Annotated in this window: 22 protein-coding genes, 8 tRNA genes and 1 rRNA gene (1 of these 31 running past the window's edge); 28 read left to right on the top strand and 3 right to left on the bottom strand. The window is 49.8% G+C overall.

Going from position 1 to position 26,534, the window contains the following annotated elements; all coding sequences use genetic code 11:
* The 25 genes from M1D61_RS21415 to hisJ all read left to right on the top strand — a co-directional run.
* A 23S ribosomal RNA gene (locus M1D61_RS21415) occupies positions 1-1,277 on the top strand; it begins 1,646 nt to the left of the window's first position.
* Positions 1,278-1,349: 72 nt separating this feature from the next.
* Positions 1,350-1,441, top strand: a tRNA-Ser gene (locus M1D61_RS21410).
* A gap of 56 nt (positions 1,442-1,497) precedes the next feature.
* Positions 1,498-1,574, top strand: a tRNA-Met gene (locus tag M1D61_RS21405).
* Positions 1,575-1,583: 9 nt separating this feature from the next.
* A tRNA-Val gene (locus M1D61_RS21400) sits at positions 1,584-1,659 on the top strand.
* Between the two features lie 6 nt (positions 1,660-1,665).
* A tRNA-Thr gene (locus tag M1D61_RS21395) sits at positions 1,666-1,741 on the top strand.
* 12 nt (positions 1,742-1,753) lie between these two features.
* Positions 1,754-1,829 (top strand) — tRNA-Asp (locus tag M1D61_RS21390).
* A gap of 20 nt (positions 1,830-1,849) precedes the next feature.
* Positions 1,850-1,922: transfer RNA gene (locus M1D61_RS21385), tRNA-Phe, on the top strand.
* A gap of 11 nt (positions 1,923-1,933) precedes the next feature.
* Positions 1,934-2,018: transfer RNA gene (locus M1D61_RS21380), tRNA-Tyr, on the top strand.
* A 10-nt stretch (positions 2,019-2,028) separates the two neighbouring features.
* A tRNA-Lys gene (locus M1D61_RS21375) sits at positions 2,029-2,101 on the top strand.
* Positions 2,102-2,698: 597 nt separating this feature from the next.
* On the top strand, positions 2,699-3,820 hold the full coding sequence (locus tag M1D61_RS21370; RefSeq protein WP_458120536.1) for a PucR family transcriptional regulator: 1,122 nt from the start codon (positions 2,699-2,701) through the stop codon (positions 3,818-3,820).
* A gap of 451 nt (positions 3,821-4,271) precedes the next feature.
* Entirely contained in the window at positions 4,272-5,411 is a 1,140-nt protein-coding gene (locus M1D61_RS21365) for an ABC transporter ATP-binding protein (RefSeq protein ID WP_458120535.1), read from the top strand.
* A 693-nt stretch (positions 5,412-6,104) separates the two neighbouring features.
* A complete protein-coding gene (gene hprK, locus M1D61_RS21360) occupies positions 6,105-7,043 on the top strand; it encodes an HPr(Ser) kinase/phosphatase (protein ID WP_046216290.1) in 939 nt (312 codons plus the stop codon).
* A gap of 14 nt (positions 7,044-7,057) precedes the next feature.
* Positions 7,058-8,098 (top strand): prolipoprotein diacylglyceryl transferase, encoded by a 1,041-nt coding sequence (lgt, locus tag M1D61_RS21355; RefSeq protein ID WP_458120534.1) that lies wholly within the window; start codon positions 7,058-7,060, stop codon positions 8,096-8,098.
* A gap of 6 nt (positions 8,099-8,104) precedes the next feature.
* Positions 8,105-8,758: a pyrophosphatase PpaX gene (gene ppaX, locus M1D61_RS21350; protein WP_458120533.1), complete on the top strand. Its 654-nt coding sequence runs from the start codon at positions 8,105-8,107 to the stop codon at positions 8,756-8,758.
* Positions 8,755-9,303 (top strand): acyltransferase, encoded by a 549-nt coding sequence (locus tag M1D61_RS21345; protein ID WP_458120532.1) that lies wholly within the window; start codon positions 8,755-8,757, stop codon positions 9,301-9,303. The genes ppaX and M1D61_RS21345 overlap by 4 nt, the downstream gene beginning before the upstream one ends.
* A gap of 215 nt (positions 9,304-9,518) precedes the next feature.
* Positions 9,519-10,727 (top strand): acyltransferase, encoded by a 1,209-nt coding sequence (locus tag M1D61_RS21340; protein WP_458120531.1) that lies wholly within the window; start codon positions 9,519-9,521, stop codon positions 10,725-10,727.
* 453 nt (positions 10,728-11,180) lie between these two features.
* Positions 11,181-12,353, top strand: a complete 1,173-nt coding sequence (locus M1D61_RS21335; RefSeq protein ID WP_458120530.1) for an ATP phosphoribosyltransferase regulatory subunit — start codon at positions 11,181-11,183, stop codon at positions 12,351-12,353.
* Positions 12,354-12,414: 61 nt separating this feature from the next.
* The gene (hisG, locus tag M1D61_RS21330) at positions 12,415-13,071 is read left to right on the top strand and encodes an ATP phosphoribosyltransferase (protein WP_046216283.1); all 657 of its coding nucleotides are present in this window, start codon (positions 12,415-12,417) and stop codon (positions 13,069-13,071) included.
* Between the two features lie 94 nt (positions 13,072-13,165).
* On the top strand, positions 13,166-14,452 hold the full coding sequence (gene hisD / locus M1D61_RS21325) for a histidinol dehydrogenase (protein WP_458120529.1): 1,287 nt from the start codon (positions 13,166-13,168) through the stop codon (positions 14,450-14,452).
* Positions 14,453-14,522: 70 nt separating this feature from the next.
* Positions 14,523-15,128, top strand: coding sequence for an imidazoleglycerol-phosphate dehydratase HisB (hisB, locus tag M1D61_RS21320; protein WP_046216281.1), 606 nt, complete (start codon positions 14,523-14,525; stop codon positions 15,126-15,128).
* A 3-nt stretch (positions 15,129-15,131) separates the two neighbouring features.
* Positions 15,132-15,797, top strand: a complete 666-nt coding sequence (gene hisH, locus M1D61_RS21315; RefSeq protein WP_458120528.1) for an imidazole glycerol phosphate synthase subunit HisH — start codon at positions 15,132-15,134, stop codon at positions 15,795-15,797.
* A gap of 54 nt (positions 15,798-15,851) precedes the next feature.
* Positions 15,852-16,583 carry a 1-(5-phosphoribosyl)-5-[(5-phosphoribosylamino)methylideneamino]imidazole-4-carboxamide isomerase gene (gene hisA / locus M1D61_RS21310; RefSeq protein WP_046216279.1) on the top strand — a complete coding sequence of 244 codons (732 nt, stop codon included), beginning with the start codon at positions 15,852-15,854 and terminating at the stop codon, positions 16,581-16,583.
* Positions 16,584-16,597: 14 nt separating this feature from the next.
* Positions 16,598-17,356, top strand: coding sequence for an imidazole glycerol phosphate synthase subunit HisF (hisF, locus tag M1D61_RS21305; RefSeq protein ID WP_458120527.1), 759 nt, complete (start codon positions 16,598-16,600; stop codon positions 17,354-17,356).
* A 23-nt stretch (positions 17,357-17,379) separates the two neighbouring features.
* Positions 17,380-18,087 carry a bifunctional phosphoribosyl-AMP cyclohydrolase/phosphoribosyl-ATP diphosphatase HisIE gene (gene hisIE / locus M1D61_RS21300; RefSeq protein WP_046216303.1) on the top strand — a complete coding sequence of 236 codons (708 nt, stop codon included), beginning with the start codon at positions 17,380-17,382 and terminating at the stop codon, positions 18,085-18,087.
* Between the two features lie 24 nt (positions 18,088-18,111).
* On the top strand, positions 18,112-18,936 hold the full coding sequence (hisJ, locus tag M1D61_RS21295; protein ID WP_458120526.1) for a histidinol-phosphatase HisJ: 825 nt from the start codon (positions 18,112-18,114) through the stop codon (positions 18,934-18,936).
* Between the two features lie 162 nt (positions 18,937-19,098).
* Here hisJ and M1D61_RS21290 read toward each other — a convergent pair whose 3' ends face one another.
* The 3 genes from M1D61_RS21290 to M1D61_RS21280 form a co-directional block, all read right to left on the bottom strand.
* Positions 19,099-20,349: an ABC transporter permease gene (locus tag M1D61_RS21290; RefSeq protein ID WP_458120525.1), complete on the bottom strand. Its 1,251-nt coding sequence runs from the start codon at positions 20,347-20,349 to the stop codon at positions 19,099-19,101.
* Complete coding sequence (locus tag M1D61_RS21285) at positions 20,333-21,643, bottom strand: HlyD family secretion protein (protein ID WP_458120524.1); 1,311 nt, start codon at positions 21,641-21,643, stop codon at positions 20,333-20,335. The genes M1D61_RS21290 and M1D61_RS21285 overlap by 17 nt, the downstream gene beginning before the upstream one ends.
* A 115-nt stretch (positions 21,644-21,758) precedes the next feature.
* On the bottom strand, positions 21,759-22,280 hold the full coding sequence (locus M1D61_RS21280; RefSeq protein WP_458120523.1) for a MarR family winged helix-turn-helix transcriptional regulator: 522 nt from the start codon (positions 22,278-22,280) through the stop codon (positions 21,759-21,761).
* Between the two features lie 222 nt (positions 22,281-22,502).
* On the opposite strand from M1D61_RS21280, the gene M1D61_RS21275 reads away from it, so the two are divergent.
* The 3 genes from M1D61_RS21275 to trxB all read left to right on the top strand — a co-directional run bounded on the left by M1D61_RS21275 (position 22,503) and on the right by trxB (position 26,293).
* Positions 22,503-23,450 carry a ribose-phosphate diphosphokinase gene (locus tag M1D61_RS21275; RefSeq protein ID WP_458120522.1) on the top strand — a complete coding sequence of 316 codons (948 nt, stop codon included), beginning with the start codon at positions 22,503-22,505 and terminating at the stop codon, positions 23,448-23,450.
* Positions 23,451-23,588: 138 nt separating this feature from the next.
* Positions 23,589-25,286, top strand: a complete 1,698-nt coding sequence (locus M1D61_RS21270) for a tetratricopeptide repeat protein (protein WP_458120521.1) — start codon at positions 23,589-23,591, stop codon at positions 25,284-25,286.
* A gap of 53 nt (positions 25,287-25,339) precedes the next feature.
* A complete protein-coding gene (gene trxB, locus M1D61_RS21265) occupies positions 25,340-26,293 on the top strand; it encodes a thioredoxin-disulfide reductase (RefSeq protein ID WP_458120520.1) in 954 nt (317 codons plus the stop codon).
* The last annotated feature ends 241 nt before the right edge of the window (positions 26,294-26,534 follow it).

Here is a 26,534-nt window from a genome sequence, read left to right as displayed (position 1 = left end):
CGTACCGCAAACCGACACAGGTGGGCGAGAAGAGAATTCTAAGGCGCGCGGAAGAACTCTCGTTAAGGAACTCGGCAAAATGACCCCGTAACTTCGGGAGAAGGGGTGCCCCGGTAGTGTGAATAGCACGAGGGGGCCGCAGTGAAAAGGCCCAAGCGACTGTTTAGCAAAAACACAGGTCTGTGCGAAGCCGCAAGGCGAAGTATACGGGCTGACGCCTGCCCGGTGCTGGAAGGTTAAGGGGAGTGGTTAGCGCAAGCGAAGCTATGAACCGAAGCCCCAGTAAACGGCGGCCGTAACTATAACGGTCCTAAGGTAGCGAAATTCCTTGTCAGGTAAATTCTGACCCGCACGAATGGCGTAACGATTTGGGCGCTGTCTCAACGAGAGATCCGGTGAAATTTTAATACCTGTGAAGATGCAGGTTACCCGCGACAAGACGGAAAGACCCCATGGAGCTTTACTGCAGCTTGATATTGAACTGGGGTGCGATTTGTACAGGATAGGTGGGAGCCTACGAAGAGGGAGCGCAAGCTTCCTTGGAGGCGCCGTTGGGATACCACCCTGATCGCATCTGAGTTCTAACCTGGTACCGTAATCCGGTACAGGGACCGTGTCAGGTGGGCAGTTTGACTGGGGCGGTCGCCTCCTAAAATGTAACGGAGGCGCCCTAAGGTTCCCTCAGAATGGTTGGAAATCATTCGAAGAGTGTAAAGGCATAAGGGAGCTTGACTGCGAGACCTACAAGTCGAGCAGGGACGAAAGTCGGGCTTAGTGATCCGGTGGTACCGCATGGAAGGGCCATCGCTCAACGGATAAAAGCTACCCTGGGGATAACAGGCTTATCTCCCCCAAGAGTCCACATCGACGGGGAGGTTTGGCACCTCGATGTCGGCTCATCGCATCCTGGGGCTGAAGTAGGTCCCAAGGGTTGGGCTGTTCGCCCATTAAAGCGGTACGCGAGCTGGGTTCAGAACGTCGTGAGACAGTTCGGTCCCTATCTGTCGTGGGCGTAGGAAATTTGAGAGGAGCTGTCCTTAGTACGAGAGGACCGGGATGGACGCACCGCTGGTGTACCAGTTGTTCCGCCAGGAGCATCGCTGGGTAGCTACGTGCGGAAGGGATAAGCGCTGAAAGCATCTAAGCGTGAAGCCCCCCTCAAGATGAGATTTCCCAATTAGTAAGACCCCTTGAAGACGACGAGGTAGATAGGTTGGGGGTGGAAGTGCAGCAATGCATGGAGCTGACCAATACTAATCGGTCGAGGGCTTATCCAAAAAGCTTCTAAAACAGCGAGGTTTCGTTTCGGATTCAGTTTTCAGGGAGCAACTATAGTAATGTTTCTTTTTGGAGAGATACCCAAGTGGCTATAAGGGGACCCTCTGCTAAGGGGTTAGACTGCGTCAGCGGTGCGAGGGTTCGAATCCCTCTCTCTCCGCCACTAGAACTTACTAGGTATGATATAGTAATGAAGTAACATGTAATTACTTTTAATATGGCGGTGTAGCTCAGCTGGCTAGAGCGTACGGTTCATACCCGTGAGGTCGGGGGTTCGATCCCCTCCGCCGCTACCATACATACCTGGAGACTTAGCTCAGCTGGGAGAGCATCTGCCTTACAAGCAGAGGGTCGGGGGTTCGATCCCCTCAGTCTCCACCATTATGTGCCGGTGTAGCTCAGTTGGTAGAGCAACTGACTTGTAATCAGTAGGTCGGGGGTTCGAATCCTCTCGCCGGCACCATTTTTTAACCCTGGAACCGTGGTGTAGGGGTTAACATGCCTGCCTGTCACGCAGGAGATCGCGGGTTCAAATCCCGTCGGTTCCGCCATTTTAATTAAATAGTAATATGGCTCGGTAGCTCAGTCGGTAGAGCAGAGGACTGAAAATCCTCGTGTCGGCGGTTCGATTCCGTCCCGAGCCACCTTTATTTGTGGAGGCTTAGCGAAGTGGCCAAACGCAGCAGACTGTAAATCTGTTCTCTCCGAGTTCGGTGGTTCGAATCCATCAGCCTCCACCAGTTTTATTATGAGCCATTAGCTCAGTTGGTAGAGCACCTGACTTTTAATCAGGGTGTCGAAGGTTCGAGTCCTTCATGGCTCATCATATAAAAGCATCTTGCTGAAAAGCAGGGTGCTTTTTTTGTACCTTTTTAATTTCTTGCTCGCGCTATATTTATACATTGCTTGTGAAATAAGATAAAATAAAGATGTTGAATGATATGATCTCTAAAAAAGTGTTCTATATCCTTATATCGTTACGAAATGAATCGTAAGAGAAGAATGGAGAAGGAATATAACTATGAATTTGACTAATCTAAAGCAGCAAATTGAGCATATTATCGGTTGTTCGATTATAGAGCATCAATGGACGATAGAGGAATGGGAAAAGAATGAGAGTCAAAAATATACAGAGAATAGCACAAAAAGATCAAACCAGCAGAATGCAGAATATACAAAAAATGAAATGCATCATAAACATAAAGAGAATCTACAGTATAAAGATTATAGAGGAGATAAAAAAAATCAAGAGAATAAGCTTAATACCAAAATTAGAGAAGCTACCAAGGCTTCAGCAGATAAGTACAGCTGGAATGGGGAACCGTCATACTCTTTTCTTATCCCTGTAGCCAGCAGTGAGAAGGAAGTTACGATCTGGGAGATTTTATTTGCCCATGAGTTCCCCGAGCCCATATCATCTTTGGAGACAGAGACAGAGACAGAGACAGAGACAGAGACAGAGACAGAGACAGAGACAGAGACAGGTGGGGGCAGAAGACGAGTACAGGATGAGGCGGCTTATGACAAGGCTAGAGCTTCTGCTTACACAGCTGGTTCTTCTGGTTATAATGAAGTTCTCACTGATTCTAGAGGGGCGGTCTCTTATAAAGAAGACGAACGGTTTAGACAGGTATATCAACTGCTGAAGCTACTTCTGCCTTCTGCTGCCGGATTGCAGATGGAACAGGCAGGCACTACTATAGATCAGTCGGAGCAGGCTGCACGGGAATTGGGACAATGGATTCTTCGTCAATTGAGCAGCCGCAATCCGGCAGAAGCTATACCGGATGATTATGTACTTCGGCAGAGGCTCAATATCTCGATGATTCCTTTTTTGCTGGTCGTGGATAGTCTGCAGACAGGCCATTTGCAGCTGAAAGATCTGGAGAAGTTGCTGTCCAGTTACTTTGACAGAGAAGTGCTATTAATTCCGCTGCAGGACGGCGAATGGCTCATTCTGGCAAATTATAATTTGATTGAAGACGAAGATCAGGCAGATCTGCCTGTGAACTCGGCACGGGATATATACAGTGAACAGGAAGATACGGAAGAAGATGTGCTGACGGCTTTTGCTCTGGGGCTACATGAATTGATAGCGAGTGAATGGGTGGGTGTCTTTCACATTAGTGTAGCTCGGCCGCTTATGCCGGCGGATATGCTGGTACAGACGGTGGCACACTTAAGAGAGACTATTCATCTGGGCAAATTATTTCACGTATCCGATCATATCCATCTTCCCTGGGAGCTGCGTCTGGAGAGTCTGTTATATCGGATACCGGTTGAGGAAAGACAGCGGTTTGTGAAATCGGCGGAAGATCATTCCCATCTGTTCGGGGATGAAGAGACGGTGACGACACTGGAGACCTTTTTCAAAATGGATTGCAATGTCAGCGAGACGGCCAAGCAGCTCTATATTCACCGCAATACTCTTTTATACCGGTTGGACAAGATTAAGCAGGAGACTCAGCTGGATGTACGGCGGTTTGAAGATGCTGTATTGATGCGGCTGACGCTGCTTTTGTATAAAGTGACAAAAAGTTAGAATATTTTTTGTACAGTTTGTGGATGGAGTGGAAGAGCGGATTGGAGTAAGATAGAAACAGATAAAGAAACCGGTTACAAACATTCGTTTAAACGGATGGTCATTCTGCCGGTTCGATGATTCGCTCTCGATAGTTTGTTCTGTTTTCGCTCCATCCCTTTCTGCTGCATGATACTGTTTACATACTGCAAAGGAACAGGGTGCCGATCTGCTCTATGACAGGTATTTTAGAGGATAACAGTGAGCGGATTGCTTACTGATCTTTCTTATAAAAATGTCTATAGAACAAATTTGGTAAGCGTTTACAGTCGAGAGAGGTTATCTTTCTTCTCTAGGGATTGAAAGGTTGATAATGAAAAGCTTCGTGATTGTTCATGGGATAGTATAGTTAACGTCCTTATGAGCCAGAATTTGAAAAACATTACATTTATATTCAGGGAGGTTTTTTATTATGGCAGGCGTACGTTTAGAGCATATTTTCAAAAAATACCCGGGTTCCGATAAAGCTACAGTAGTTGACGTTAATCTGGATATTAAAGATAAAGAGTTTTTGGTACTGGTTGGTCCTTCCGGTTGTGGTAAATCCACAACACTGCGTATGATCGCAGGTCTGGAAGAAATCTCCGAAGGTAAACTGTACATTGGCGACCGCGTGGTTAACGATGTAGCTCCAAAAGACCGCGATATCGCGATGGTATTCCAGTCTTACGCCTTGTACCCTCATATGGATGTATACTCCAATATGGCATTTGGTCTGAAACTGCGTAAAGTGAAAAAAGACGAAATCGACAAGCGTGTTCGCGAGGCAGCAAGAATCCTCGATATCGAGCATTTGCTGGAGCGTAAGCCAAAAGCACTCTCCGGTGGTCAGCGTCAGCGTGTCGCTCTGGGACGTGCGATTGTCCGTGATCCACAAGTCTTCCTGATGGATGAGCCGCTGTCTAACCTGGATGCCAAGCTGCGTGGTCAGATGCGTGCTGAAATCACTAAACTGGCAAAACGTCTGCAAACGACTGTTATCTATGTAACGCATGATCAGATCGAAGCTATGACAATGGGCGATCGTATCGTAGTTATGAAAGAGGGTATCATTCAGCAGGCTGCTTCTCCGGATGAACTGTACAACCACCCACGTAATATGTTCGTAGCCGGATTTATCGGATCCCCTACAATGAACTTTATCCGTGGTACACTGTCTGAAAAAGACGGAAACACAACGTTCTCTGCATCCGGTCTGGAACTGGCTGTACCAGGTGGTAAAGCACAGGTACTGAGAGAGCAAGGTTATGTTGCAGGCAAGGAAGTTATTCTGGGTGTTCGTCCAGAAGATATCCATGAGGAACTGGTATTCCTGGAAGCTTCTCCGAATACCGTGTTTACTGCCAAAGTAGACGTATCCGAGAATCTGGGTCACGAAACGCTGTTGTACCTGGGCGGAATCAGCTCCGATACGGTTATCGCTCGTGTAGACGGACGTTCCACTACACGTGATAACGCAACTGTAAAAATGGCTATTGATATGAACAAAGCACACATCTTCGATCCACAATCCGAAGATAACCTGTTCTATGCAGAGCCGGCAACTGTGTAATTCTGCACGGTAAATAATTTGATTTTTGTAAATAATGAATTCACTTGTTGGCTGTACGCTGATGGTGAATAATATAAAAGCCTATCATACCTGTTGTATAAAGGTGCGGTAGGCTTTTTGATTTGCTGAAAGCAGGAGCAGAGGTAGAATATTAAGAAGTAGAAGTAGAAGTAGAAGTAGAAGTAGAAGTAGAAGTAGAAGTAGAAGTAGAAGTAGAAGTAGAAGTAAAAGTAAAGCCAGAAGCTGAAGTTAAAATTGGATAAAGAAGAAAGAAGAAAGAAGAAAGAAGAAAGAGGATCATAGAAGAGAAAGAAAATTACGAAATGAGTAATGAGTAGAGAGCAGGCAGAAAATTCATACCTGTTTGTTTTGCTATATACATACGAGTATTTAGCAAAAATTTGATGAAATAAATCAAAAACTCAATTTCATCATAGACTATTCATAATTAAAAGCTGCACTTACTCCGAAGTGAAAAGTGAAAAGTAAGAATGTTGCATATTCTGTCTGCCGGGAGTGGGGCTTGATTTGGAGTTATGATTTATGGTCCACAATAAGCCGGGAATCTGCGGTTACAATTGATTTCATTATCGTTTTCAATTACCATTGGTACATTGGGAATAATATGTACTGCGATTTGTGTTCATAATCAAATACGAGACAAGTGATCTACTCAGGGAAAGGAAGAACAGAATGGCTAAACATGTGAAGGTTTCGGAATTAGTGCAGATGTTCCAGCTTGAGGTTGTATCCGGGGGACAGGGCTTAAAACGAAACATTATCGTAGATGATCTGAACCGGCCCGGTTTGGAAATGGCAGGATATTTTGAATACTATCCTACAGAACGTGTACAGATTCTGGGAAGAACAGAACTCGCTTTCTTTAAAATGCTCACACATGAAGAAAAAGCCGAGCGTATGGGCAAGCTGTGTGATGAAGCTACGCCATGCATTATTGTCACACGCGGTCTGGAAGTACCGGAGGAACTGGTAGAAGCCAGTGATGCACATGACCTGCCTGTACTGCGCAGCAATCTGTCCACCACGATCCTGCACAGCCGTATCACCAACTTCCTGGAGAAAAAGCTCGCACCTACCGCCACCATCCACGGTGTACTGGTGGATATATACGGTGTAGGTATGCTGATCACCGGAAGCAGCGGTATCGGTAAGAGTGAAACGGCGCTGGAGCTCGTAAAACGTGGACACCGTCTGATCGCGGATGATGCGGTAGAGATCCGTCAGACTTCGGACAACCAGCTGCATGGCACAGCACCAGAGCTGATCCGCCATCTGCTGGAGATTCGCGGAGTCGGTATTATCAACGTGATGACCCTGTTCGGCGCAGGCGCTATCCGCAACAACAAGCGTATTACGCTGGTCGTTCGTCTGGAAGCCTGGCAGCAGGACAAGCAGTATGACCGGATCGGACTGGATGAAGAAACCACCCAGATCATTGATACCGATGTACCGCTCGTGACCATCCCTGTACGTCCTGGTCGTAACCTGGCTGTTATTATCGAAGTGGCGGCCATGAACTTCCGCCTGAAGCGTATGGGGTACAATGCAGCTCTCCAATTCACGCATAAATTGACCGAGACGATCGCCGAAGATCTCGACGAACTGGATTAAGGAGAGGGTATGCAATGGGGACATCGTTAATTAATCCGGTCGCTTTTGCGATCGGGCCACTGGAGGTGCACTGGTACGGGCTCATTCTGGGCCTGGGTGCACTGGTGGGTCTGGTACTGGCTCTGCGGGAGGGCAACCGGTTCGGGATTCCACAGGAATTTTTCATGGATCTGGTATTATTCGGTGTACCGTCCGCGATTATCGCCGCACGGATCTATTATGTTGCTTTTCGCTGGCCGGATTACAAAGACAACTTTGTGGATGTATTCAAAATCTGGAATGGCGGGATTGCGATCTATGGCGCACTGATCGGAGCGATCATCTGCGGTGTGATCTATACACGCTATAAAGGCTACAATTTCTGGCGGATTGCTGATATTTGCGCACCGGGACTGCTGGCAGGCCAGCTGATCGGACGCTGGGGGAACTTTGTGAATCAGGAAGCTTACGGCGGACCTGTCGATGAGTCTTTCCTGCGCAACAATCTGCATTTGCCTGACTATATCGTGAATCAGATGAATGTAAATGGTGTATTCCATCATCCGACGTTCCTGTATGAATCGTTATGGAACCTGGTCGGCATTCTGCTGATCTTTGTTCTGCGCCGCCGTCACTTTGTACGCGCCGGTGAGATTTTCATGTATTACTTTATCTGGTACGGAATCGGTCGGTTCTTTATCGAGGCGCTACGTACGGACAGTCTTACCTTTGACGGTCCAGTCTGGTTGGTATCATTCGTCAACAGCCTATGGACCCCGATGACCTGGTTTGGATTTGAACAGGGTGCGATTGAGCCGGGCTACGGCAATATTCGGGTCTCCCAGCTCTTGTCTCTCGTGCTGATCGTAGCGGCGATTGTCATTATTATTGTCCGCCGCCGACTGGGATGGTCGAAGGCGCATTACAGCGATCCGATCGTATCGACCAAAGGGGCCCATCATGATCCTGTACCTGAAGGTCATCATACGGATAATACAGCTGCTTCTGCAGCGGACACCAGCAAAAAGACAGATTCTGCCGGGCATGAAAAGGTACAGCCTGAACGTAAGGAGTAATTATAAATGATGGATACGATATTATTTGATCTGGATGGCACGATTGTAAATACGAATGAGCTGATTATCTCTTCATTTCTGCATATTATGAGCCAGCATCCTTCGGCTGCGCTTACCCGGGAGCAAATCATCCCCCATATGGGACTTACGCTGGAACAGCAGCTTCGTACATTCTCCGGTCTGGAGGATGTAACTGCGCTGGTGGCGGCTTATCGGGAGTACAGCTCACTGCATCATGATGAAATGGTCGCTCCTTTTCCAGAAGTGAATGAAGTGCTGGAGCGTCTCAAGGCAGAAGGCCTGAAGCTGGGAGTGGTCACTACCAAAATCCGTGCTACCACTACCCGTGTGCTGGAGTTGTTCCAGCTCGCCCAGTATATGGATGTCATTATTACACTGGATGACGTAGAGCATCCGAAGCCTAATGCCCAGCCGATTCAAAGAGCGCTGGAGGCACTGGGATCATCGCCTGAGCGTACATTAATGGTAGGTGATAGTCCGGCCGATCTGCAATCTGCAGCGGCAGCAGGCGTCCGCTCGGCAGCTGTAGCCTGGTCGCTCAAAGGGGAAGAGGCATTATCCAAATATCATCCGACCTACATTCTACATACGATGAGTGATCTGTATGAGCTGGTACTCGGGGATACGGTAGACCGATGAGAAAGGTGGAGCGTTATCCCGTTGAAGGCAACCGGAATGCGCTGCGTCAGATTTATAAAACAGTGAGCCCCTGGAAAGGGGTTCGCAATTTTGTGTTTATACAGATATCGAGATACTGCCCGATCCTGGAACTGAAAAACTGGATCTATCGCCACCTGCTCCGGATGGAAGTGGGGAAGGATACGGCTTTTGGATTAATGGTCATGGTGGATGTATTTTTCCCGGAACGTATCAAGATCGGCAAAAATACGGTTATTGGCTATAATACAACCATTCTTGCCCATGAATATCTGATTCGTGAATACCGTCTGGGTGATGTGGTGATTGGTAACGAAGTCATGATCGGGGCCAATAGTACGATTCTGCCGGGAGTCACGATTGGAGATGGAGCGATTGTGGCGGCAGGTTCAGTCGTACATAAAGATGTGGCTGCCGGCACTTTTGTCGGCGGCAATCCTTTGCGTGTACTTTCACGCCAAAATCCGGAAACGATGGATATTGCTGATACGGTAATATTCTCAGAGAGTGATCAGGAAAAGGAGTAAGGCAGCTATGTTTATCCGGAAAAGGAACCGGGTCAACGTTCAGAGTATTCACGAATGCTGGCTCATTATCTGCCGGGTAACAGGCAGCCACGCTCTAAAAGGTCAGAATGATATGGTACAGGTACGGTAGCTCTGAGGGTACAATGGACAAGCCCGGGAACGATAGAGCAGCCTATCCGGTTGTACCATTCCAATTGTAAGGAGATGCTTTAACATTGAATCCAATTAAGAAAGAGCGGCTGCCACAGCTTGATTTCTTTCGGGCTATTGCCATTATCGGTGTGCTGCATGTGCACTCCACGTCCAACGCGACGATCGAGGCTGTCAACACCTCGCTGTATTATGTATTTAACTTTTTGAACCTTTTCTTCAAATACGGTACGCCGTCGTTTATTTTTCTGAGCAGTTTTGTGCTGTTCTATAACTACTATGATCGTCCGCTCACCGGCAAGCTGATCAGCAGCTTTTATAAAAAAAGAATGCTGTATATTCTGCTGCCGTATATTCTGATTTCAGCACTGTACTTCCTTTATAAACTGAATAATAATGATCGGTTAGATGAACCGCTAGGTGTGCTGATGAGTGATTACGTTCATGCGATTTTCCATGGATCAGCCTGGACACATTTGTACTTTGTCTTTATCAGTGTGCAGTTCTATATTCTGTTCCCGCTCATGCTGGCGCTGCTGAAAAGTCAGCGCTGGATTGCACGCTGGGCGCTGCCGATCGGGCTGGCGATTCAGTGGGGCTGGGTACTGTGGAACAAGTATGATCTGCATTATGCGAGCAAGGGTAGTATTGCGCTGTCGTACTTTGCCTACTATCTGATGGGGGCATTTGTAGCGATTTACTTCAAGCCTTTCCGTGCCTGGGTGATGAGTAAATGGAGCGAGATGCGCGGTATTCAGAAGTTCAGCACTATCGCATTATGGGCCAGCTGGCTGATTACGGGTCTGATCTATGTGCAGATCTGGTATGATGCCCGCCTCACCAATGAATGGCTGGATTCGCTCTGGTATGAGCTGATGTGGAATGTGTATACGATGCTGTCTTCGCTCGTATTGTTCCATAGTGCCTTTATCCTGCATCGCCGGGCACCGGCCTGGCTGCTGGCGATTCTGCGCCGATTGGGCGAGATCTCGTTTGCGGTTTATCTCGTTCATCCGTTCTTGCTGGCCTTTTACCGGGAAACGCAGGATTGGTTCTCGATGAGTACGATCACGTATTTCTGCTGGATCTATGGCGGCCTGATCTTTGCATTGATTGTCTCGTCAATTATTGTACAGATTATGTTTAGACGGGTGCCTTTCTCATGGGTGCTGCTGGGCAGTGTTCCGGCTTCTTTATCCAAAAAGAAACGCAGTGATAACGATAATACCAAGCGTACACGCAAAACGGATGCGGTTCAGCGAACCAGTCCATAATAAGCTGCGACGTTATAACTGCCTTATTCATGGAATGCCATGAGCTATCAAGCACCATGGATGGGCAAAGGAACTACAAATTGTTGATAAACCCAAAAGGTCACCTGTGATGCAGGTGGCCTTTTGGCATAGGTGGGGAATGATGCTCTGTACCCGAGGCGAGATGGTCAGACATGCTGCCTTGCATTATTTTCCGGGAAATAAAGGAGATCTGCTGCCTGTTGGGTAATTGAATAGGAATCAGGTTAAAGAAACACAGGGATCATCGCGGACAATATGCAGGAATAGACGATCCTCTGAACGATAATGAGGGAGCATAACGGGCAATTATACAGAGGCATAAAGTCAATTGACTGTGCAGTTACGGTATGGTAATATATCAAATATCCTTTACTTTATTAGCAAAGTACCACTTTAATGTGATAAAATATCGTGTGATCAGGGGTGACTGTTTTGTCCAAGCCAAAAGGATTCGAAAAACCGACAGGTGTGCGTGATTATCTACCGCATGTCGTGTCCAAACTGCGGTACATTGAGGAAAATGTGCTCCAGTCGATGTCCCAGTGGGGCTATCGCCAGATCATTACACCAACGCTCGAATATTATGACACGGTAGGGGTGGCAAGCTCCACCTCAGACCGCAAATTATATAAAATGCTAAATAACCGTGGTACCACCATGGTGCTGCGCTCGGATATGACGACGCCGATCGCACGGGTCATGGGTTCCCTGCTCAAGGAAGAGCCGCTGCCGATCCGACTGGCTTATCATGCGAATGTATTTCGCTCCATTGAAGAAGAGGCAGGACGGGAAGCGGAGTTTTTCCAGACAGGAGCAGAGCTGGTAGGGGTGGATTCCCCGGAGGGCGATGCGGAGGTGATCGCTCTGGCTATATCATCACTGCAGGCAGCCGGTGTGCAGAATTTCAAAATTTCTCTTGGACATGTGGGCTTCCTGAGTGGACTGTTGGAGGAAGCACTGCCGGGTCAGCCACGTGAACAGGAAGCGCTCAAGGATCGGCTGCTGAATCGTGATTTTGTTGGCTTCCGGGAGCAGCTGTCTGCATTCAGCCTCTCTGCCGAACAGCGTGCAGAGCTGGAAGGACTCCTGCGGCTGCGGGGCGCGCAGGATATTTGCCGGCAGGCGCTGGAAATAAGCAGCAATCCACAGGCGCAAGCTTCGATCCGTCATCTGTGTCAGGTTTGGGATGTACTGGAAGCCTATGATATCTCGGAATACGTTATGATCGATCTGACGATGATCGGTAACTTCTCCTATTATACGGGTATGGTGTTTGAAGGATATGCGGCCGAGCTGGGTTCACCGATCTGCAGCGGGGGACGCTATGATAACCTGCTGGCTCAATTTGGGCGTGATGTTGTGGCGACCGGATTTGCACTCAAAACGAACCGTATTCTGGATGGTGTGCAGCTGCCGCTGCCTGAGCCGGAAAAACCGGTGTTGATCCTTTATGAGGATTTCAGACGCCGTGACGCTTTTGCCCATGCTGCCGATTTGCGGAAGCTGGGGAAAATGGTCGTTACCGAATATGCTGCGGATGTGGAGCAGGCTTCTGCTGCCCCGGCCGATTACCAGGAGATCATTCACTTTGTTAACGATAAGTAAGGCTGTGATTCGTACTACGACAGATCAGGAAAGCAAACTATAACAGGGAGATGCATACCCGATGAGTCAGATTCTAAAAGTAGCAATGCCCAAAGGGCGTATTTACAAAAAAGCGGCCGAACTGTTCCGACAGGCAGGAATTCCGATTCCGACGGATGTGGATGATTCCCGCAAGCTGATTGTGGAACTGCCGGAAGCGGGGATGGAGTTCATCCTGGCTAAGCCTGTCGATGTGCCGATCTATGTGGAGCATGGCGTAGCGGATATCGGAATTGTCGGCAAAGATGTGCTGATGGAAGAGAACCGTGACGTATACGAGCTGCTCGATCTGGGAATCGCGCGCTGCCGCATGTCGGTGATTGCTCTGCCCGACTGGCAGCCTGGCATTCAGCAGCGTGTAGCGACCAAGTATCCGAATGTCGCTTCCCAGTATTTCCGCGAACGCGGGCAGCAGGTCGAAGTGATCAAACTGAACGGATCGATTGAACTGGCTCCCATGATCGGATTGGCTGATCGGATCGTCGATATGGTGGAGACCGGACAGACACTGCGGGAAAATGGACTCGTCGAGATGGAGGAACTATTCGGCATTACGAGCCGATTGATCGCTAACCGGGTCAGTTACCGGATGAAGAGCGAAGAGATCCAGCAGCTGTGCGATCAGCTGCAAAAGGTCATCCAGCCGCCGGCTGCAAGCGAAACCCAGGAGATCGGATAGCAAGAGAGCGGATAGCAGAAGATGCAGCTGAGGATTAGCCGCTGCAAGGCGAATCTGCAAATACAGCAAGGGACGAAGCAAGGGGGAGAAAATCGTGAGAATAGTATCTGCACAGGATTTTGATTTGCGGCGCGAAGTGGAGTACGGTTCGCCGGAGCAAAATGCTACCGTGCGGCAGGTGGTTCAGCGGATCAAGCAGGAGGGAGATGCGGCGCTGCTGGAATACACAGCTCGGTTTGACCGGGTAGAGCTGACAGCTGATCGGCTGCGAGTGACAGAGGAGGAGCTGCAGGCAGCATATGCGCTGGTGGAGCCTTCTTTTATCACAGCGATCACATTGGCGGCGGACAATATCCGCCAGTTTCATCAGAAGCAGAAGCGCAACTCCTGGATGGACCTTCAGCCGGATGGCAGTCTGCTCGGTCAGATTATTCGCCCTTTGAAAAGAGTGGGTGTCTACGTACCGGGCGGCAAGGCAGCTTACCCCTCCTCGGTGCTGATGAACGTTATTCCCGCGCAGGTCGCTGGAGTACCGGAGATCGTCATGGTGACTCCGCCGGCAACAGGTGGTACGGAAGGTATCGATCCTTATATTCTGGTCACGGCGGCTGAAGCAGGAGTAACGGAAATCTACCGTATTGGCGGTGCTCAGGCGATTGCAGCGCTGGCGTATGGAACAGACAGTATCGAGCCGGTCGATAAAATATGCGGTCCCGGCAATATCTATGTGGCACTGGCCAAGCGTGAAGTGTATGGTGTGGTCGATATCGACAGCATCGCCGGTCCGAGTGAGATCGTCGTTCTGGCCGATCATCTGGCGAATCCGGTCTATGTAGCGGCCGATCTGCTGTCACAGGCGGAACACGACGAGATGGCTTCTGCCATTCTGGTGACGTCTTCACCGGAAATTGCCGATGCAGTCGCCGCCGAAGTAGAGCGGCAGCTGGAGAGTCTGCCACGCAGGGATATTGCAGCAGCATCGATCCAAAGTTACGGTGCGATTATCGTCACACGGGATATTCAGGAAGGCATCAGCGTCGTGAACCGGTTGGCACCCGAGCATCTGGAAATCATGGTGGATGAGCCGATGAATGTGCTGGGCATGATCGAGAATGCAGGGGCGATTTTCCTCGGCAATTACAGCTCCGAGCCGGTAGGTGACTATTTTGCCGGACCGAATCATATTATTCCAACCAATGGTACGGCCCGCTTCTCTTCACCGGTCGATGTGGACGACTTTATCAAAAAATCGAGCATGATCTATTACAGCAAGGAAGCGCTGCTGGCGAACGGCAATATCATTATGGAACTGGCCCGTCATGAAGGACTGGAAGGGCATGCACGTGCGATTCAGGTGCGGTTGGAGCAGGAAGGCAGCTAGGGCAAAGGATTACTGCCCGTTTTGATATATCATCACAGTGAGATAGCAGGAGATCAGGGGGAGAATTTATATGTCAACAGAGAACCAGAATGTACGCCAGGCTGAAGTAAGCCGCAAAACGAATGAGACGAATATTCAGCTGTCTTTTCAGGTGGATGGAACCGGACAGGCTGAGATTGAGACGGATGTACCTTTTCTGAATCATATGCTGGATCTGTTTACGAAGCACGGGCATTTTGATCTGAAGCTCAAAGCGCAGGGCGATATCGAGATCGATGATCATCATACAGTCGAGGATATCGGAATCTGTCTCGGTCAGACGCTGCGTGAAGCGCTCGGAGACAAACGCGGCATCAAGCGCTATGCAAGTGTATTTATCCCGATGGATGAAGCGCTGGCGCAGGTAGTGATCGATGTGAGCAACCGTCCGCATTTTGAATACCGTGCCGAGTATCCTTCTGCGCAGGTGGGCAGCTTCCAGGTGGAGCTGGTGCATGAATTCCTGTGGAAATTGGCACTGGAAGCGCGCATCACCCTGCATGTAATTGTGCATTACGGGCAAAATACGCATCATATGATCGAAGCGGTGTTTAAGGCGCTCGGACGTGCGATCGATGAAGCGACTACGATTGATCCGCGTGTCACAGGAGTACCTTCGACGAAGGGAGTGCTGTAATCGATGGCGATTGCGATTGTAGATTACGGCATCGGCAATCTGCACAGCGTCAGCAAGGCGATCGAGCGTCTCGGCTATGAATATGTCATCACAGGCGATAAGGATGAGATCTTTGCAGCCGAGGGAGTGATACTGCCTGGCGTGGGTGCATTTGGCGATGCGATGAATCATATCCGTGAAGGTGGAATGGATCATATTGTGCAGGAGGTTGCTGCCAGTGGCAAGCCGCTGCTGGGCATCTGTCTCGGCATGCAGCTGTTGTTCAGTGAAGGGGAAGAGTATGGGGTACACCAGGGTCTGGATATTTTACCGGGCCGGGTGGTGCGTTTCGAAGAGGGCGACTACAAGATTCCGCATATGGGCTGGAACAAGCTGGAGTATCGGCGTCCGCAGAACCCGCTGGTACGTGATCTGTATGAAGGACATGTATACTTTGTCCATTCGTATCATGTGCAGCCGGAACGTCCGGAGGATCTGATTGCCGTAACGGATTATGGACAGCCGGTGACCGCGATTGTGGGCCGGGATAATGTATATGGCATGCAGTTCCACCCGGAAAAGAGCGGCGAGCTCGGCAGGCTGCTGCTGCGCAACTTCCTCGCCCTGTCGACCGGTGAGCGGCTGGTCATTCCGGAGGATACTGGCATCCATCGTACAGAGAGCAAATAATTTCTTTCATTATTAAATAGCTTCACTTATTTTATCGACCGAGGGGGAACCAAGTTGTCTTCTTTTACAATTTATCCGGCTATCGATATCCGGGGCGGCCGCTGTGTACGGCTGATCCAGGGCGATTATAATCAGGAAACGGTATACAATGAAGATCCGGCTGCAGTAGCGGCAGACTTTGCTGCTCAGGGAGCGGGTTATGTGCATCTGGTCGATCTGGACGGTGCCAAAGCCGGTCATCCGGTCAATCACGAACTGATTGGCCGGATTGCCCGTCTGGTGGACGTACCGGTACAGATTGGCGGCGGACTGCGCACGCTGGAAGATGTAAAAACACTGCTTGGACTCGGTGTCAGCCGCGTCATTATCGGGACAGCGGCCATAGAAGACCGGGAATTTACAGAGTCCGTATTGGCGACCTATGGCAGTCAGGTAGCGATCGGCATTGATGCCCGTAATGGCTATGTGGCAACCCGCGGCTGGCTGGAGACGTCCGAAGTCAAGGCAGATGAACTGGCTCGTGAGCTGGCGGCCAAAGGGGCAGAGACGTTTATTTTCACTGATATCTCCCGTGACGGCATGATGCAGGGGCCGAATATTGAAGCAATCGCTGCGATTGCGCAGGCTTCGGGCAAGCAGGTTATCGCTTCCGGCGGTGTAACTGTGCTGGATGATCTGGTGAAGCTGGCGGAGCGGCGTGAACAGGGAATCAGCGGTGCGATTGTGGGTAAAGCGATTTATACAGGCAAAATTGATCTGAAGCAGGCACTGCAGACGATCCGGTAAAAGGAGGACAACTTATGCTCGCAAAGCGTATTATTCCGTGTCTGGATGTCAAAGAAGGACGGGTCGTCAAAGGCGTGAATTTTGTGAATCTGCGTGATGCCGGTGATCCGGTAGAGCTGGCGGCGCTGTATGACCGTGAGGGCGCGGATGAACTGGTCTTTCTGGATATCTCGGCTTCGGTAGAGGGTAGAGAGACCATGGTGGATGTGGTAAGCCGGACCGCTGGGGAGATCTCGATTCCTTTTACCGTCGGCGGCGGCATCTCTTCGGTAGAAGATATGAAAAAAATTCTGCGTGCCGGAGCGGACAAGATCGGCATCAACACGGCGGCAGTGCTGAATCCACAGCTGATCAATGAAGGGTCACAGCGATTTGGTGCTCAGTGTATCGTCGTGGCAGTGGATGCCAAGTTCAATCCGGAATGGAACGAGTGGGAAGTATACACACATGGCGGCCGCAAACCGACCGGCATCAAGGCATTGGAATGGGTACGAGAAGCCGAACAGCGCGGGGCGGGGGAAATACTGCTCACCAGTATGGATGCGGACGGAACCAAGGATGGCTTTGATCTGCCGCTCACCAAAGCGGTATGTGAGGCGATCAATATCCCGGTCATCGCCTCCGGGGGAGCCGGGCTGCCGGAACATTTCTGCGATGTATTCAGCCAAGCTAATGCTGATGCAGGTCTGGCTGCGACCATTTTCCATTACAAAGAAATCTCGATTCCTGCACTCAAAACGGAATTGAAGGCTGAAGGAGTGGAGATCCGTTGACCGACACTTCACTGCAATCGGAGATGATTCACCAGTCGCTTTCGTTCGAGGAATTGACGGCTGCCATCAAATGGGATGAGAACGGACTCGTCCCTGCGATCGTGCAGGATGCCAGCAGCAAACAGGTGCTGATGATGGCCTACATGAATAACGAATCACTGCGCCGCTCACTGGATTCCGGTGAGACCTGGTTTTGGAGCCGATCCCGCCAGGAATACTGGCACAAGGGCGGCACATCAGGCAATACCCAGCGTATCCGGTCGCTTCATTATGATTGTGACGGGGATACGCTGCTGCTGTTAGTGGATGCAAATGGACCAGCCTGCCATACAGGCAGAATAAGCTGCTTTTATAATGAGGTGAATACAGTGGACAACAAGCCAACTTTTCAAAACGATGCTGTAAATGAAAACAATACGGCATCCGGCAGCGACCGGTTCGCCATTCTGGCCGAGCTGGAGCAGATGATCGCTGATCGCGAGCGTGAACGTCCGGAGGGGGCTTACACGACCTATCTGTTCGAGAAAGGCATCGACAAGATTCTGAAAAAAGTCGGCGAAGAAACAGCCGAGACGATTATCGCAGCCAAAAACGGCGATAACGAAGAGCTGCGCTATGAAGTAAGCGATCTGATCTATCATCTGCTGGTGCTGCTGCAAGAGCGCAAGCTGCCGCTGGATGATGTGCTGGCCGAGCTGGACCGCCGTCATGAGCGTCCGCGCAAAGACTAATATACGGCGAGGGAGGAAGCGGCGATGCTGATTGATTATCATACTCATCATGCCCGGTGTGGTCATGCCGTAGGGGAGCTGGAAGAATATGTGCAGCGGGGCATACAGCTGGGACTGTCTCAGCTGGGATTGTCCGATCATCTGCCGCTGATCCATGTGGACCCGGCGACCTATTATCCGGAAATGGCGATGCCGATGGATGAACTGCCCCGCTATGTGGAAGAATGTCTGATGCTCAAGGAGAAATACCGTGATCAGATCGCTATCCGGGTAGGACTGGAAGCCGATTATATCGAAGGCTATGAAGAAGTGATCGACAAGATTCTGGACAGCTATCCTTTTGACTATGTGATTGGCTCCGTGCATTTCCTGGGGGAGTGGGACATCTCGGATCATCGCCAGACGCATCACTGGGAAGGCAAGCAGGTGCTCGATGTATATCGCCAGTATTATGATGCCGTGCAGAAGGCTGCTGCGACCGGATTCTACGATATCACTGGCCATCTGGATGTAATCAAGCGCTTTGGTTATGTACCGGAGCCAGAGCAGACAGAAGAGCGAATCGCTCTGGAAAATGCAGCCCTGCAGGCTGTCAAAAAAGCCGATATGGTCATGGAGCTGAATTCCTCTGGCCTATCCAAAGTATGCAAGGAAATCTTCCCTTCCCGCCGGATCGTGGAACAGGCGATTTTCCTGGGAATCCCGCTGACTCTCGGCTCGGATGCCCATGATCCGCTGAAGCTGAGTGATCATCTGGATGAAGCCAGGGCACTGCTCACCGAGCTGGGCGTACAGGAGATTGCCACATTTGAGAATCGGCAGCGCACCATGGTATCGTTGAACGATTGAACAGCCCAGTGTTCTTTGTTGCCAATTATCAGTCTTTTACTTTCAATTAAGAAAAGAAAAAGCCCACTGACCGTTGAACCGGCCAGTGGGCTTTTGGAATATATATTTGAATATCGACAGCAGGCAAAGAGCCACTGTTATATTGAAGATTGTATTCCAACCTTAACTGTGACTTGGACCCGGCTGTTTGCCGCCCTGAGGCAGGATAAGCGCCGAATCGGAATCGGAAGTAATGACCGTCTCGGTGGAATCAATCTCATCCGGATGGAGCAGACCTTCTTTTTCCGCTTTGCGAATCTTCCGCATTTCATTGAGCATGAGCAGGAAGATCACGGCGAGAATGGAGGTGATCAGAATCAGGAATCCACCGATCTCCTGCATGAAATAATGCAGGTCACCGCCGCGGAATCCGAGTCCGCGCAAGAATTTGAAATGCCAGGACAGCGGCAGAGCGTGGCTGACATTTTGCAAAATCGGCGGCAGCAGGGCAACCGGGATCTGTGCACCGCTCAGGATAAAGGACGGCAGCAGGATCATGGTGATCCGTCCCGCAGCTTTGGCTGGACTGGATGCGCTCCAGCCTACCATCATACAGAGCAGGGACAGCGAGATCGCATACATCAGGAATGGAATCCACAGCTGATATACATTAGCTTCAAACCGCAGTCCGCCTACCTGCTTGAGACAGCCCATGACGAGATACATAGAGCAGGTCGCAATGAGTGAATAGGGCAGAATACGCAGCACCAGACTCAGTGGACGACGCAGCATATCCTTGAGCAATCCCTGTTCTCGCAGACGCGGCACAATAGTCAGTGTCGCACCACCGAGAATGGACAGGAATACCGTATTTACAAAACCGATAACCGAACTCATCAGCATGTTGTTGGTCGGGTTATACAGCAGGCGCGTCTGCAGATTCAGGCCGGTCGAGAAGTTGTTGGCCTGTGCAGAGCTGACACCCATGCCTACGAGCTTGTTGGCGGCAGCGGCAGAGTTCTCGGCAGCGATGACCTCGGTAACACCGGTACGCAAATATGTGGTGGCTGTGGACAGCGAGGTATCCACATACAGTCCGATATTGGTCTGTGCTCCCTGAGCATGAGCTTTCTCCAGCCCGGCAGGCAGATAAATGACACCAAAGTATTTTTCATTATAAAGGAAGCTGTTCGGCTCCATGTAGTTATAGGTAATGTAGCTGATATTAATATACTGATCGGCATCCAGCTTCTGGATCAGCTGCTGGCTGTAGGCACTGTGATCCATATCGACAACAGCGACAGGTGCTTCGTTCAGCTGGTTGTTTTTGAATACATACCCGAAGGCCGCTGAGATGATCAGCGGCGCAATCAGGATGATGAAAATGAACTTGCCGTTCAGTATATGTTTGAACTCATCAATTATGGCTTTCATTGGTTGGAACCTCCACCGTCATTCCCGGCAGCAAGTCAGGGGTGCGTTTCACATCTACACGTACGATAAAGGAAGTCGTATCAGACTGACCTTTTTCACGGCTCATACGCAGAGTGGCATATTGCGGTGCAGAAGTGATGTAGCGTACGGTACCCTTAATATTTTTGCCGAGAGAGATTACGTTGGTCGATACTTTGGCACCGGCCTGGAAGGCTTTGATATTTTCTTCACCTACATACAGGTCATAGTACAGCTTGCCGGTCTCAATTACGACAACCGGTGTACCGGCAGATACGTTCTCGCCTACTTTTGGTACGACACGGGTAACTTTACCATCAGCAGCAGCGGTCAGTACGCGGCGGCTCTTCTGAACTTCATAACCGTCCAGCGTTACCTGCAGCGCATCTTTTTGTTTTTTCAGCAGTTCGATATTGTACTTGCCGTTATCGATATCTTCCTGCCCCTGTTCCACCTGCTTCAGCGCCTGTTGGGCCTGTTCCAGCTGAACATGAGCCTGCTGGCGTTCTTCAGCGGTTGCACCGTTTTGGAGTTTCTGCAGGGCAGTCTCCTGGGCACTTACCTGGTTGCTGGTTACCTCAACCTGCTTCATGGCAGAATTAAGTTGATCCTGGGCACTTTGCACCTGCTTGGTCGCAGTGTCTACACTGTTCTGTGCGGTGTCCAAACTGGCCTGTGTACCAAGACCGTTATCAAATAACATTTTGGCCCGGTCATAGTTGGTTTTGGCATAATCCAGTGTCTGCTGGGCCGCTTCAACTGCTGTCTGCGCGGAAGTGACGCCGTTATTGGCGACTTCAACGGATTTCTTGGCGGAATCCACAGCAATTTCCTGGCTGCGGATATCTTCCGGACGTGCACCGGTCAGTACTTTTTGTTCGGCTACTTTGGCAGCTTCGATATTCAGCTGGGCATTGGCTTTTTGTTCAGCCAGCTTGTGGGCCTGACTGGTCAGTTGGCTTTGTGCCTGACTGATCTGAACATCGATCTGGGACATTTGTTCTTTTACACCTTTGATCTGAAGATCGATATCACGGGTATCCAGAGCGAGCAGCGTCTGCCCTTTTTTGACCTGTTGTTCTTCCTTAACCTTGACAGCACTGATTTTGCCGGATTGCCCTTCAAAGGAGGCGTTCACGGTATCAATCGTCAACACCCCTTCTTTTTTCGAGGCGGCCATGGATACGGCATCCTTGCCATGCATGGCGAGCAGCGTACCGCCAACCCCCAGCGCAACGATTAATAAAATAATCGGAATAAGTTTTACAATTTTCACTTTAATATGCTCTCCTATCTAATAAAATCGATGAGTAAATACCTTAGGGTATTTGATAAAATATATATTATTAGCCGCCAAATAGTACGGCGCCGAACAACTAATGCAAAAAAAGTCAGGATGATTCTGGATGTTCAATTCCCTTACGGAGTTTGTACAGCAATTGCTGCAACATTCCCTGTTCCTCTTCCGTCAATTGAGACATGACCGAAGTGACTACACGTGCATATTCAGGCAATGTAGCCATTAATAAAGCTTCGCCTTCCTCTGTTAGATGGATGGCTGTCATACGGCGATCTTCATGGGCTCCTCGGCGGATCAGTCCATCCTTTTCCAGACCATTGATCAGTCCGGTCATTGTGGAACGTGTCACACCGGCAGACTTGGCCAGTTCGGAAGGAAGAAGTGGTTTTTTGCGGATTAACAGAGAGGTAAGAATACGCATCTTGCCCTGGGAAAGCCCTCGCTCCATTAGCAGGGAAGAAGATTGATTATATAAATCATGAGAAGTACGTATCAGAAGCAGGGAAGTCAACATGCATTCGACATTGATCTCGGGAAACAAAGGCGCCAGTGCGCTGAGCCGGTCCAATTCCTTCAGCGTAATCTTGGGGCCTGATGAATCTATATTCGGCATTATACTCACCTTTCTAAAGTCTTCAATGAAGACAATTGTACGGCGCCGAACTAGTTTGGTCAAGAAATTTTATGAAAATTACAACATATTTTTCGCAAAATCGTGCTGTACCGACATTATTCATCATATATATTCCTGAACGAAATACAGAATTGTCTTTGATATCAGCACAAAGCAAGCTAAAATAAAATAAAAGTCAGCTGGCAATCTACAGGAGGGCCTATGAAAGAAAAAATGCGTATATTCTCAGGATCATCCAGTCCCGAACTGAGTGCACAGATTGCAGAGCGTCTGGGTGTACCCCTTGGTAAAATCAAATTATCCCAGTTCAAAAGCGGTGAGACGTATGTACACTATGAGGAGAGCATCCGTAATATGGATGTATTTCTGGTACAGTCCCTGTCTCATCCGATCAATGAGCTGTTTGTGGAGTTAATGGTAATGATCGATGCGGCCAAAAGAGCTTCGGCGGGAACGATTAATCTGATTATCCCGTACTATGGATATGCCCGTCAGGAGCGTAAATCGGCACCCCGGGAACCCATCTCTGCCAAAATGGTTGCGGATGTGCTTACTACGGTTGGTGCGGATCGGATCATTACGATTGATCTGCATGCCTCGGCGATTCAGGGTTTCTTTAACATACCGGTTGACCATTTAACAGCGCTTGATCTGATCAGCGGCTATTTGCGAAGTAAACAGATAGAAGACGCGGTAGTCGTTTCGCCGGACGCCGGACGTGCCTATATGGCCGAGAAGCTGGCCAACCGTCTGGATACCCCATTTGCCATGATGATTAAGAAAAGACCTGCCCACAACGAATCGGTCATCACTCATGTGATCGGTGATGTGGAAGGCAAAACTCCGATTATTATTGAAGATCTGATCGATACAGGCACGACCATCGTCAATGTGGTCGAAAGTCTGAAGGAACGTGGTGCCCGTGAAGCAATCGTTTGCGCAACGCATGGTTTATTTTCCGGTGCAGCGATGCAGCGTCTGGATCATCCCTATATCCGCGAACTCGTGGTAACGGATTCAATCAGTCTGCCGCCAGGGCACCTGAACCGGCTGGCCGTATTGTCCGTGTCACCGATGCTGGCTCATGCCGTACGTATCATTATGGAAGGTGGTTCCATTGCCACCATGTTCAGCGATGCAGGGATTTGATACCCAATCTGCTAATTTAGAACAGTTTATTATGTCACTTTAGCGAAAGAGCAGGATATGTTATACTGTTGGCTGATGTTTTTCGTCGATAATTATATTTTTGTGGGTGGAACGTATTAAAGGAGGTGCCTTGGTCCGGTGAATGATTACAAGCGAAAAGTCGAAGAGATCGAACGGAAAGTCATCACGCTTAAGCTGGATGCCAATTTCTTTTTTGAGAGAGCTGTCCGCTCATTAGACCATTATCGTTACGACAAGGCATTGAAATATTTTGAAAAGGCTGTGGAATACGAGCCGGATAATCCTGTCAATCACTGTAATATGGCAGGGATATTATCGGAGATGGGTAAGTATGAGGCCTCCAATCAGGTGCTTCAGACGATTATGGATACGGTAGACCCTTCAATGGTCGAGTGTCATTTTTATATGGCTAACAATTATGCCAATATGGAACAGTTCGAACAGGCCGAGCAGCAACTGCTTACATATCTGGAGCGGGACCCGAACGGTCAGTTTACGAGTGAAGCAGAGGAAATGATGGATCTGATCCTTCATGAAATGAAACGCCCTGCCGGCACCGCAGCTGCAGTTATGCTGGAGCCGGACCTTCAGGAACAGGCGCGTGAACTGCTGGAAAATGGAGAAGCGGAGGCTGCCTGCGAGCTGCTTCAGCAGTTGATCCAGGAACAGCCTGATCTGTTCGCAGCCCGCAATAATCTGGCGGTCGCCTATTACCAGCAGGGCATGATGGGACTGGCAGCCGAGCAGATTACTGCTGTTCTGCAGCAGGACCCGAGCAATCTGCATGCGTTGTGCAATCAGGCGATTCTTAGCCAGTACTACGGAGACAGCGAGCTTCAGCAGCAGCTGGAACAGCTGCGCCGGGTCACACCGCTGCATCAAGAGCATCTGCTCAAGCTGGCAACGACCATGGCGATGCTGGGCGAACATCAGTATGCCTACAATCACTTCCGGCGTCTGCTGCGACATGATGATTTGATGAATCATGGGGAATTGTATCATTATACAGCGGCAGCAGCCTGTTATATGGGTAAATATGATGAAGCAGAGCAGCTGTGGAAGCGTATTTTGCGTTTTGAACCCGGTGCGGAAGTACCGGCATTTTATCTGGCTCATCTGCAAGAATTGCGTCAGGGAACACTGAGCGTTTCCTACCGTTATGGTGTACAGAAAATGCCGTATTTCTATACAAATGAGCAGCCGGTCATTATAAAGCCAGAGTCGGATGCAGCGCAATTTTTGCATGTTCTTCACCATGGAACCGAGAGCGAACAGCTGTATGCGCTAAAATTATATGTACTCAATGGAGATCATGAGGTACATACGGCACTGCGGCAATATGTGAATCGTCCGCTGATTTCTGAAGAGCTGCGGACAGCGGCAGAACGACTGCTGCGCCAGTGGGCGGCGAACCAGTCGTTATCGCCGGATCAGTTGATTGACGATATCGAAGCGGCCCGGATGGGATTGCCGTTCTGGGATGAACGCTGGCAGCAGATCGTGGACCATGTGGCAGCGCAGCCGCACAAACGTTATGACTCCGGATTCAATCATGACGTGGAAGCACTGTGGATTGAATTTATTAAAAGGGTATACCCCGAGCTCCCGCAGCTTCACCATCCGCAAGGCTGGGCAGCGGCGCTGGAGTATCTGGTAGCCCGAATACATCGTCTCCCACTCACATATGATGAAGTGGCCCAACGTTACGAGGTGTCTGTTTCCATTATTAGCAGATATGCTCGCCGGATCGGCAGGGTATGCAATGTACAGCAGAAAGTACGCTATGCACAAGCGGAGAGCACACAGGGATCATAAGTGACAGCTGAGATGGACAGAGGTTCATTCATTACAAGGAGGTATTTGGGAGTATGTACAAATCAATTATTATTGGAACAGGACCTGCGGGCCTTACCGCAGCAATCTATCTGGCACGCGCCAACATGCAGCCGCTCGTTATCGAGGGACTGCAGCCAGGGGGCCAGCTGACCACTACAACCGAAATCGAGAACTTTCCAGGCTTTCCCGAAGGAATTATGGGACCGGAACTGATGGATAATATGCGCAAGCAGGCCGAGCGCTTTGGTGCGGAATTCAAATCCGGCTGGGTGGAACAGGTCGACTTTTCCCAGCGTCCATTCAAAGTCAAGGTTGAAGGCATGGGCGAGCTGGAAGCGGAAAGTATCATCATCTCCACCGGTGCTTCGGCTCGCTACCTGGGTATTCCGGGTGAGCAGGATAATGTAGGACGCGGTGTAAGCACATGTGCGACCTGTGACGGATTCTTTTTCCGCAACAAAAAGATCGTCGTGGTCGGTGGCGGCGACTCTGCCATGGAGGAAGCGAGCTTCCTGACACGGTTCGCTACGAATGTTACCGTAGTCAACCGCCGCGAAGAACTGCGTGCTTCCAAAATCATGCAGGATCGTGCCAAAGACAATCCAAAAATCAGCTGGGCACTGAACCGCAAGCCGGTGGAAGTCGTAGCAGGCGATATGGGTGTCAAAGGACTGAAAGTGCTGAACAACGAGACCGGTCAGGAAGAACTGATCGAAGCGGACGGCGTGTTCGTGGCGATCGGCCATACGCCAAACACCGATTTCCTCAAAGGTCATGTACATCTGGATGGACACGGATATGTTCTGGTTACGCCAGGTACAACAGAGACCAACATACCGGGTGTGTTCGCCTGTGGAGACGTTCAGGATACACGTTATCGTCAGGCGATCACAGCAGCAGGCAGCGGTTGTATGGCTGCAATGGACTGTGAGAAATACCTCGAAGGACATATGATCCACGACTGGAGCGAAGCGCTCGACAAGTAATGGATACCGAATACGGAGGGAGCCGTTTGGGCTCCCTTTTTTGACGGGAAGGATCAAGACAACAGACCCGAGGGTACCGCTTGACCTGATGAGTCCGTTCGCTTATAGTTGGATACGAACGTTCACGTTAAAAGATGGCTTCTCCCCAGGGGAGCGAGCGCGGGTTGATATCTCTTTTTTACAGGAATAATTGTGTATTCTCGTACTATAAATTAGTGTATAAGCGCATTTTGTCCAATCT

Source organism: Paenibacillus sp. Z6-24, from assembly GCF_054161335.1.
This window is presented reverse-complemented; position numbering and strand designations above follow the sequence as displayed.

Coding starts and splice junctions, on each gene's coding strand:
- M1D61_RS21345 (WP_458120532.1), top strand. CDS start 8,755: ATGAGAAAGGTGGAGCGTTATCCCGTTGAAGGCAACCGGAATGCGCTG.
- hisJ (WP_458120526.1), top strand. CDS start 18,112: ATGCTGATTGATTATCATACTCATCATGCCCGGTGTGGTCATGCCGTA.
- ppaX (WP_458120533.1), top strand. CDS start 8,105: ATGATGGATACGATATTATTTGATCTGGATGGCACGATTGTAAATACG.
- hisH (WP_458120528.1), top strand. CDS start 15,132: ATGGCGATTGCGATTGTAGATTACGGCATCGGCAATCTGCACAGCGTC.
- hisF (WP_458120527.1), top strand. CDS start 16,598: ATGCTCGCAAAGCGTATTATTCCGTGTCTGGATGTCAAAGAAGGACGG.
- M1D61_RS21280 (WP_458120523.1), bottom strand. CDS start 22,280: ATGCCGAATATAGATTCATCAGGCCCCAAGATTACGCTGAAGGAATTG.
- hisB (WP_046216281.1), top strand. CDS start 14,523: ATGTCAACAGAGAACCAGAATGTACGCCAGGCTGAAGTAAGCCGCAAA.
- hisG (WP_046216283.1), top strand. CDS start 12,415: ATGAGTCAGATTCTAAAAGTAGCAATGCCCAAAGGGCGTATTTACAAA.
- M1D61_RS21290 (WP_458120525.1), bottom strand. CDS start 20,349: ATGAAAGCCATAATTGATGAGTTCAAACATATACTGAACGGCAAGTTC.
- lgt (WP_458120534.1), top strand. CDS start 7,058: ATGGGGACATCGTTAATTAATCCGGTCGCTTTTGCGATCGGGCCACTG.
- M1D61_RS21365 (WP_458120535.1), top strand. CDS start 4,272: ATGGCAGGCGTACGTTTAGAGCATATTTTCAAAAAATACCCGGGTTCC.
- M1D61_RS21275 (WP_458120522.1), top strand. CDS start 22,503: ATGAAAGAAAAAATGCGTATATTCTCAGGATCATCCAGTCCCGAACTG.
- hisIE (WP_046216303.1), top strand. CDS start 17,380: ATGATTCACCAGTCGCTTTCGTTCGAGGAATTGACGGCTGCCATCAAA.
- trxB (WP_458120520.1), top strand. CDS start 25,340: ATGTACAAATCAATTATTATTGGAACAGGACCTGCGGGCCTTACCGCA.
- hprK (WP_046216290.1), top strand. CDS start 6,105: ATGGCTAAACATGTGAAGGTTTCGGAATTAGTGCAGATGTTCCAGCTT.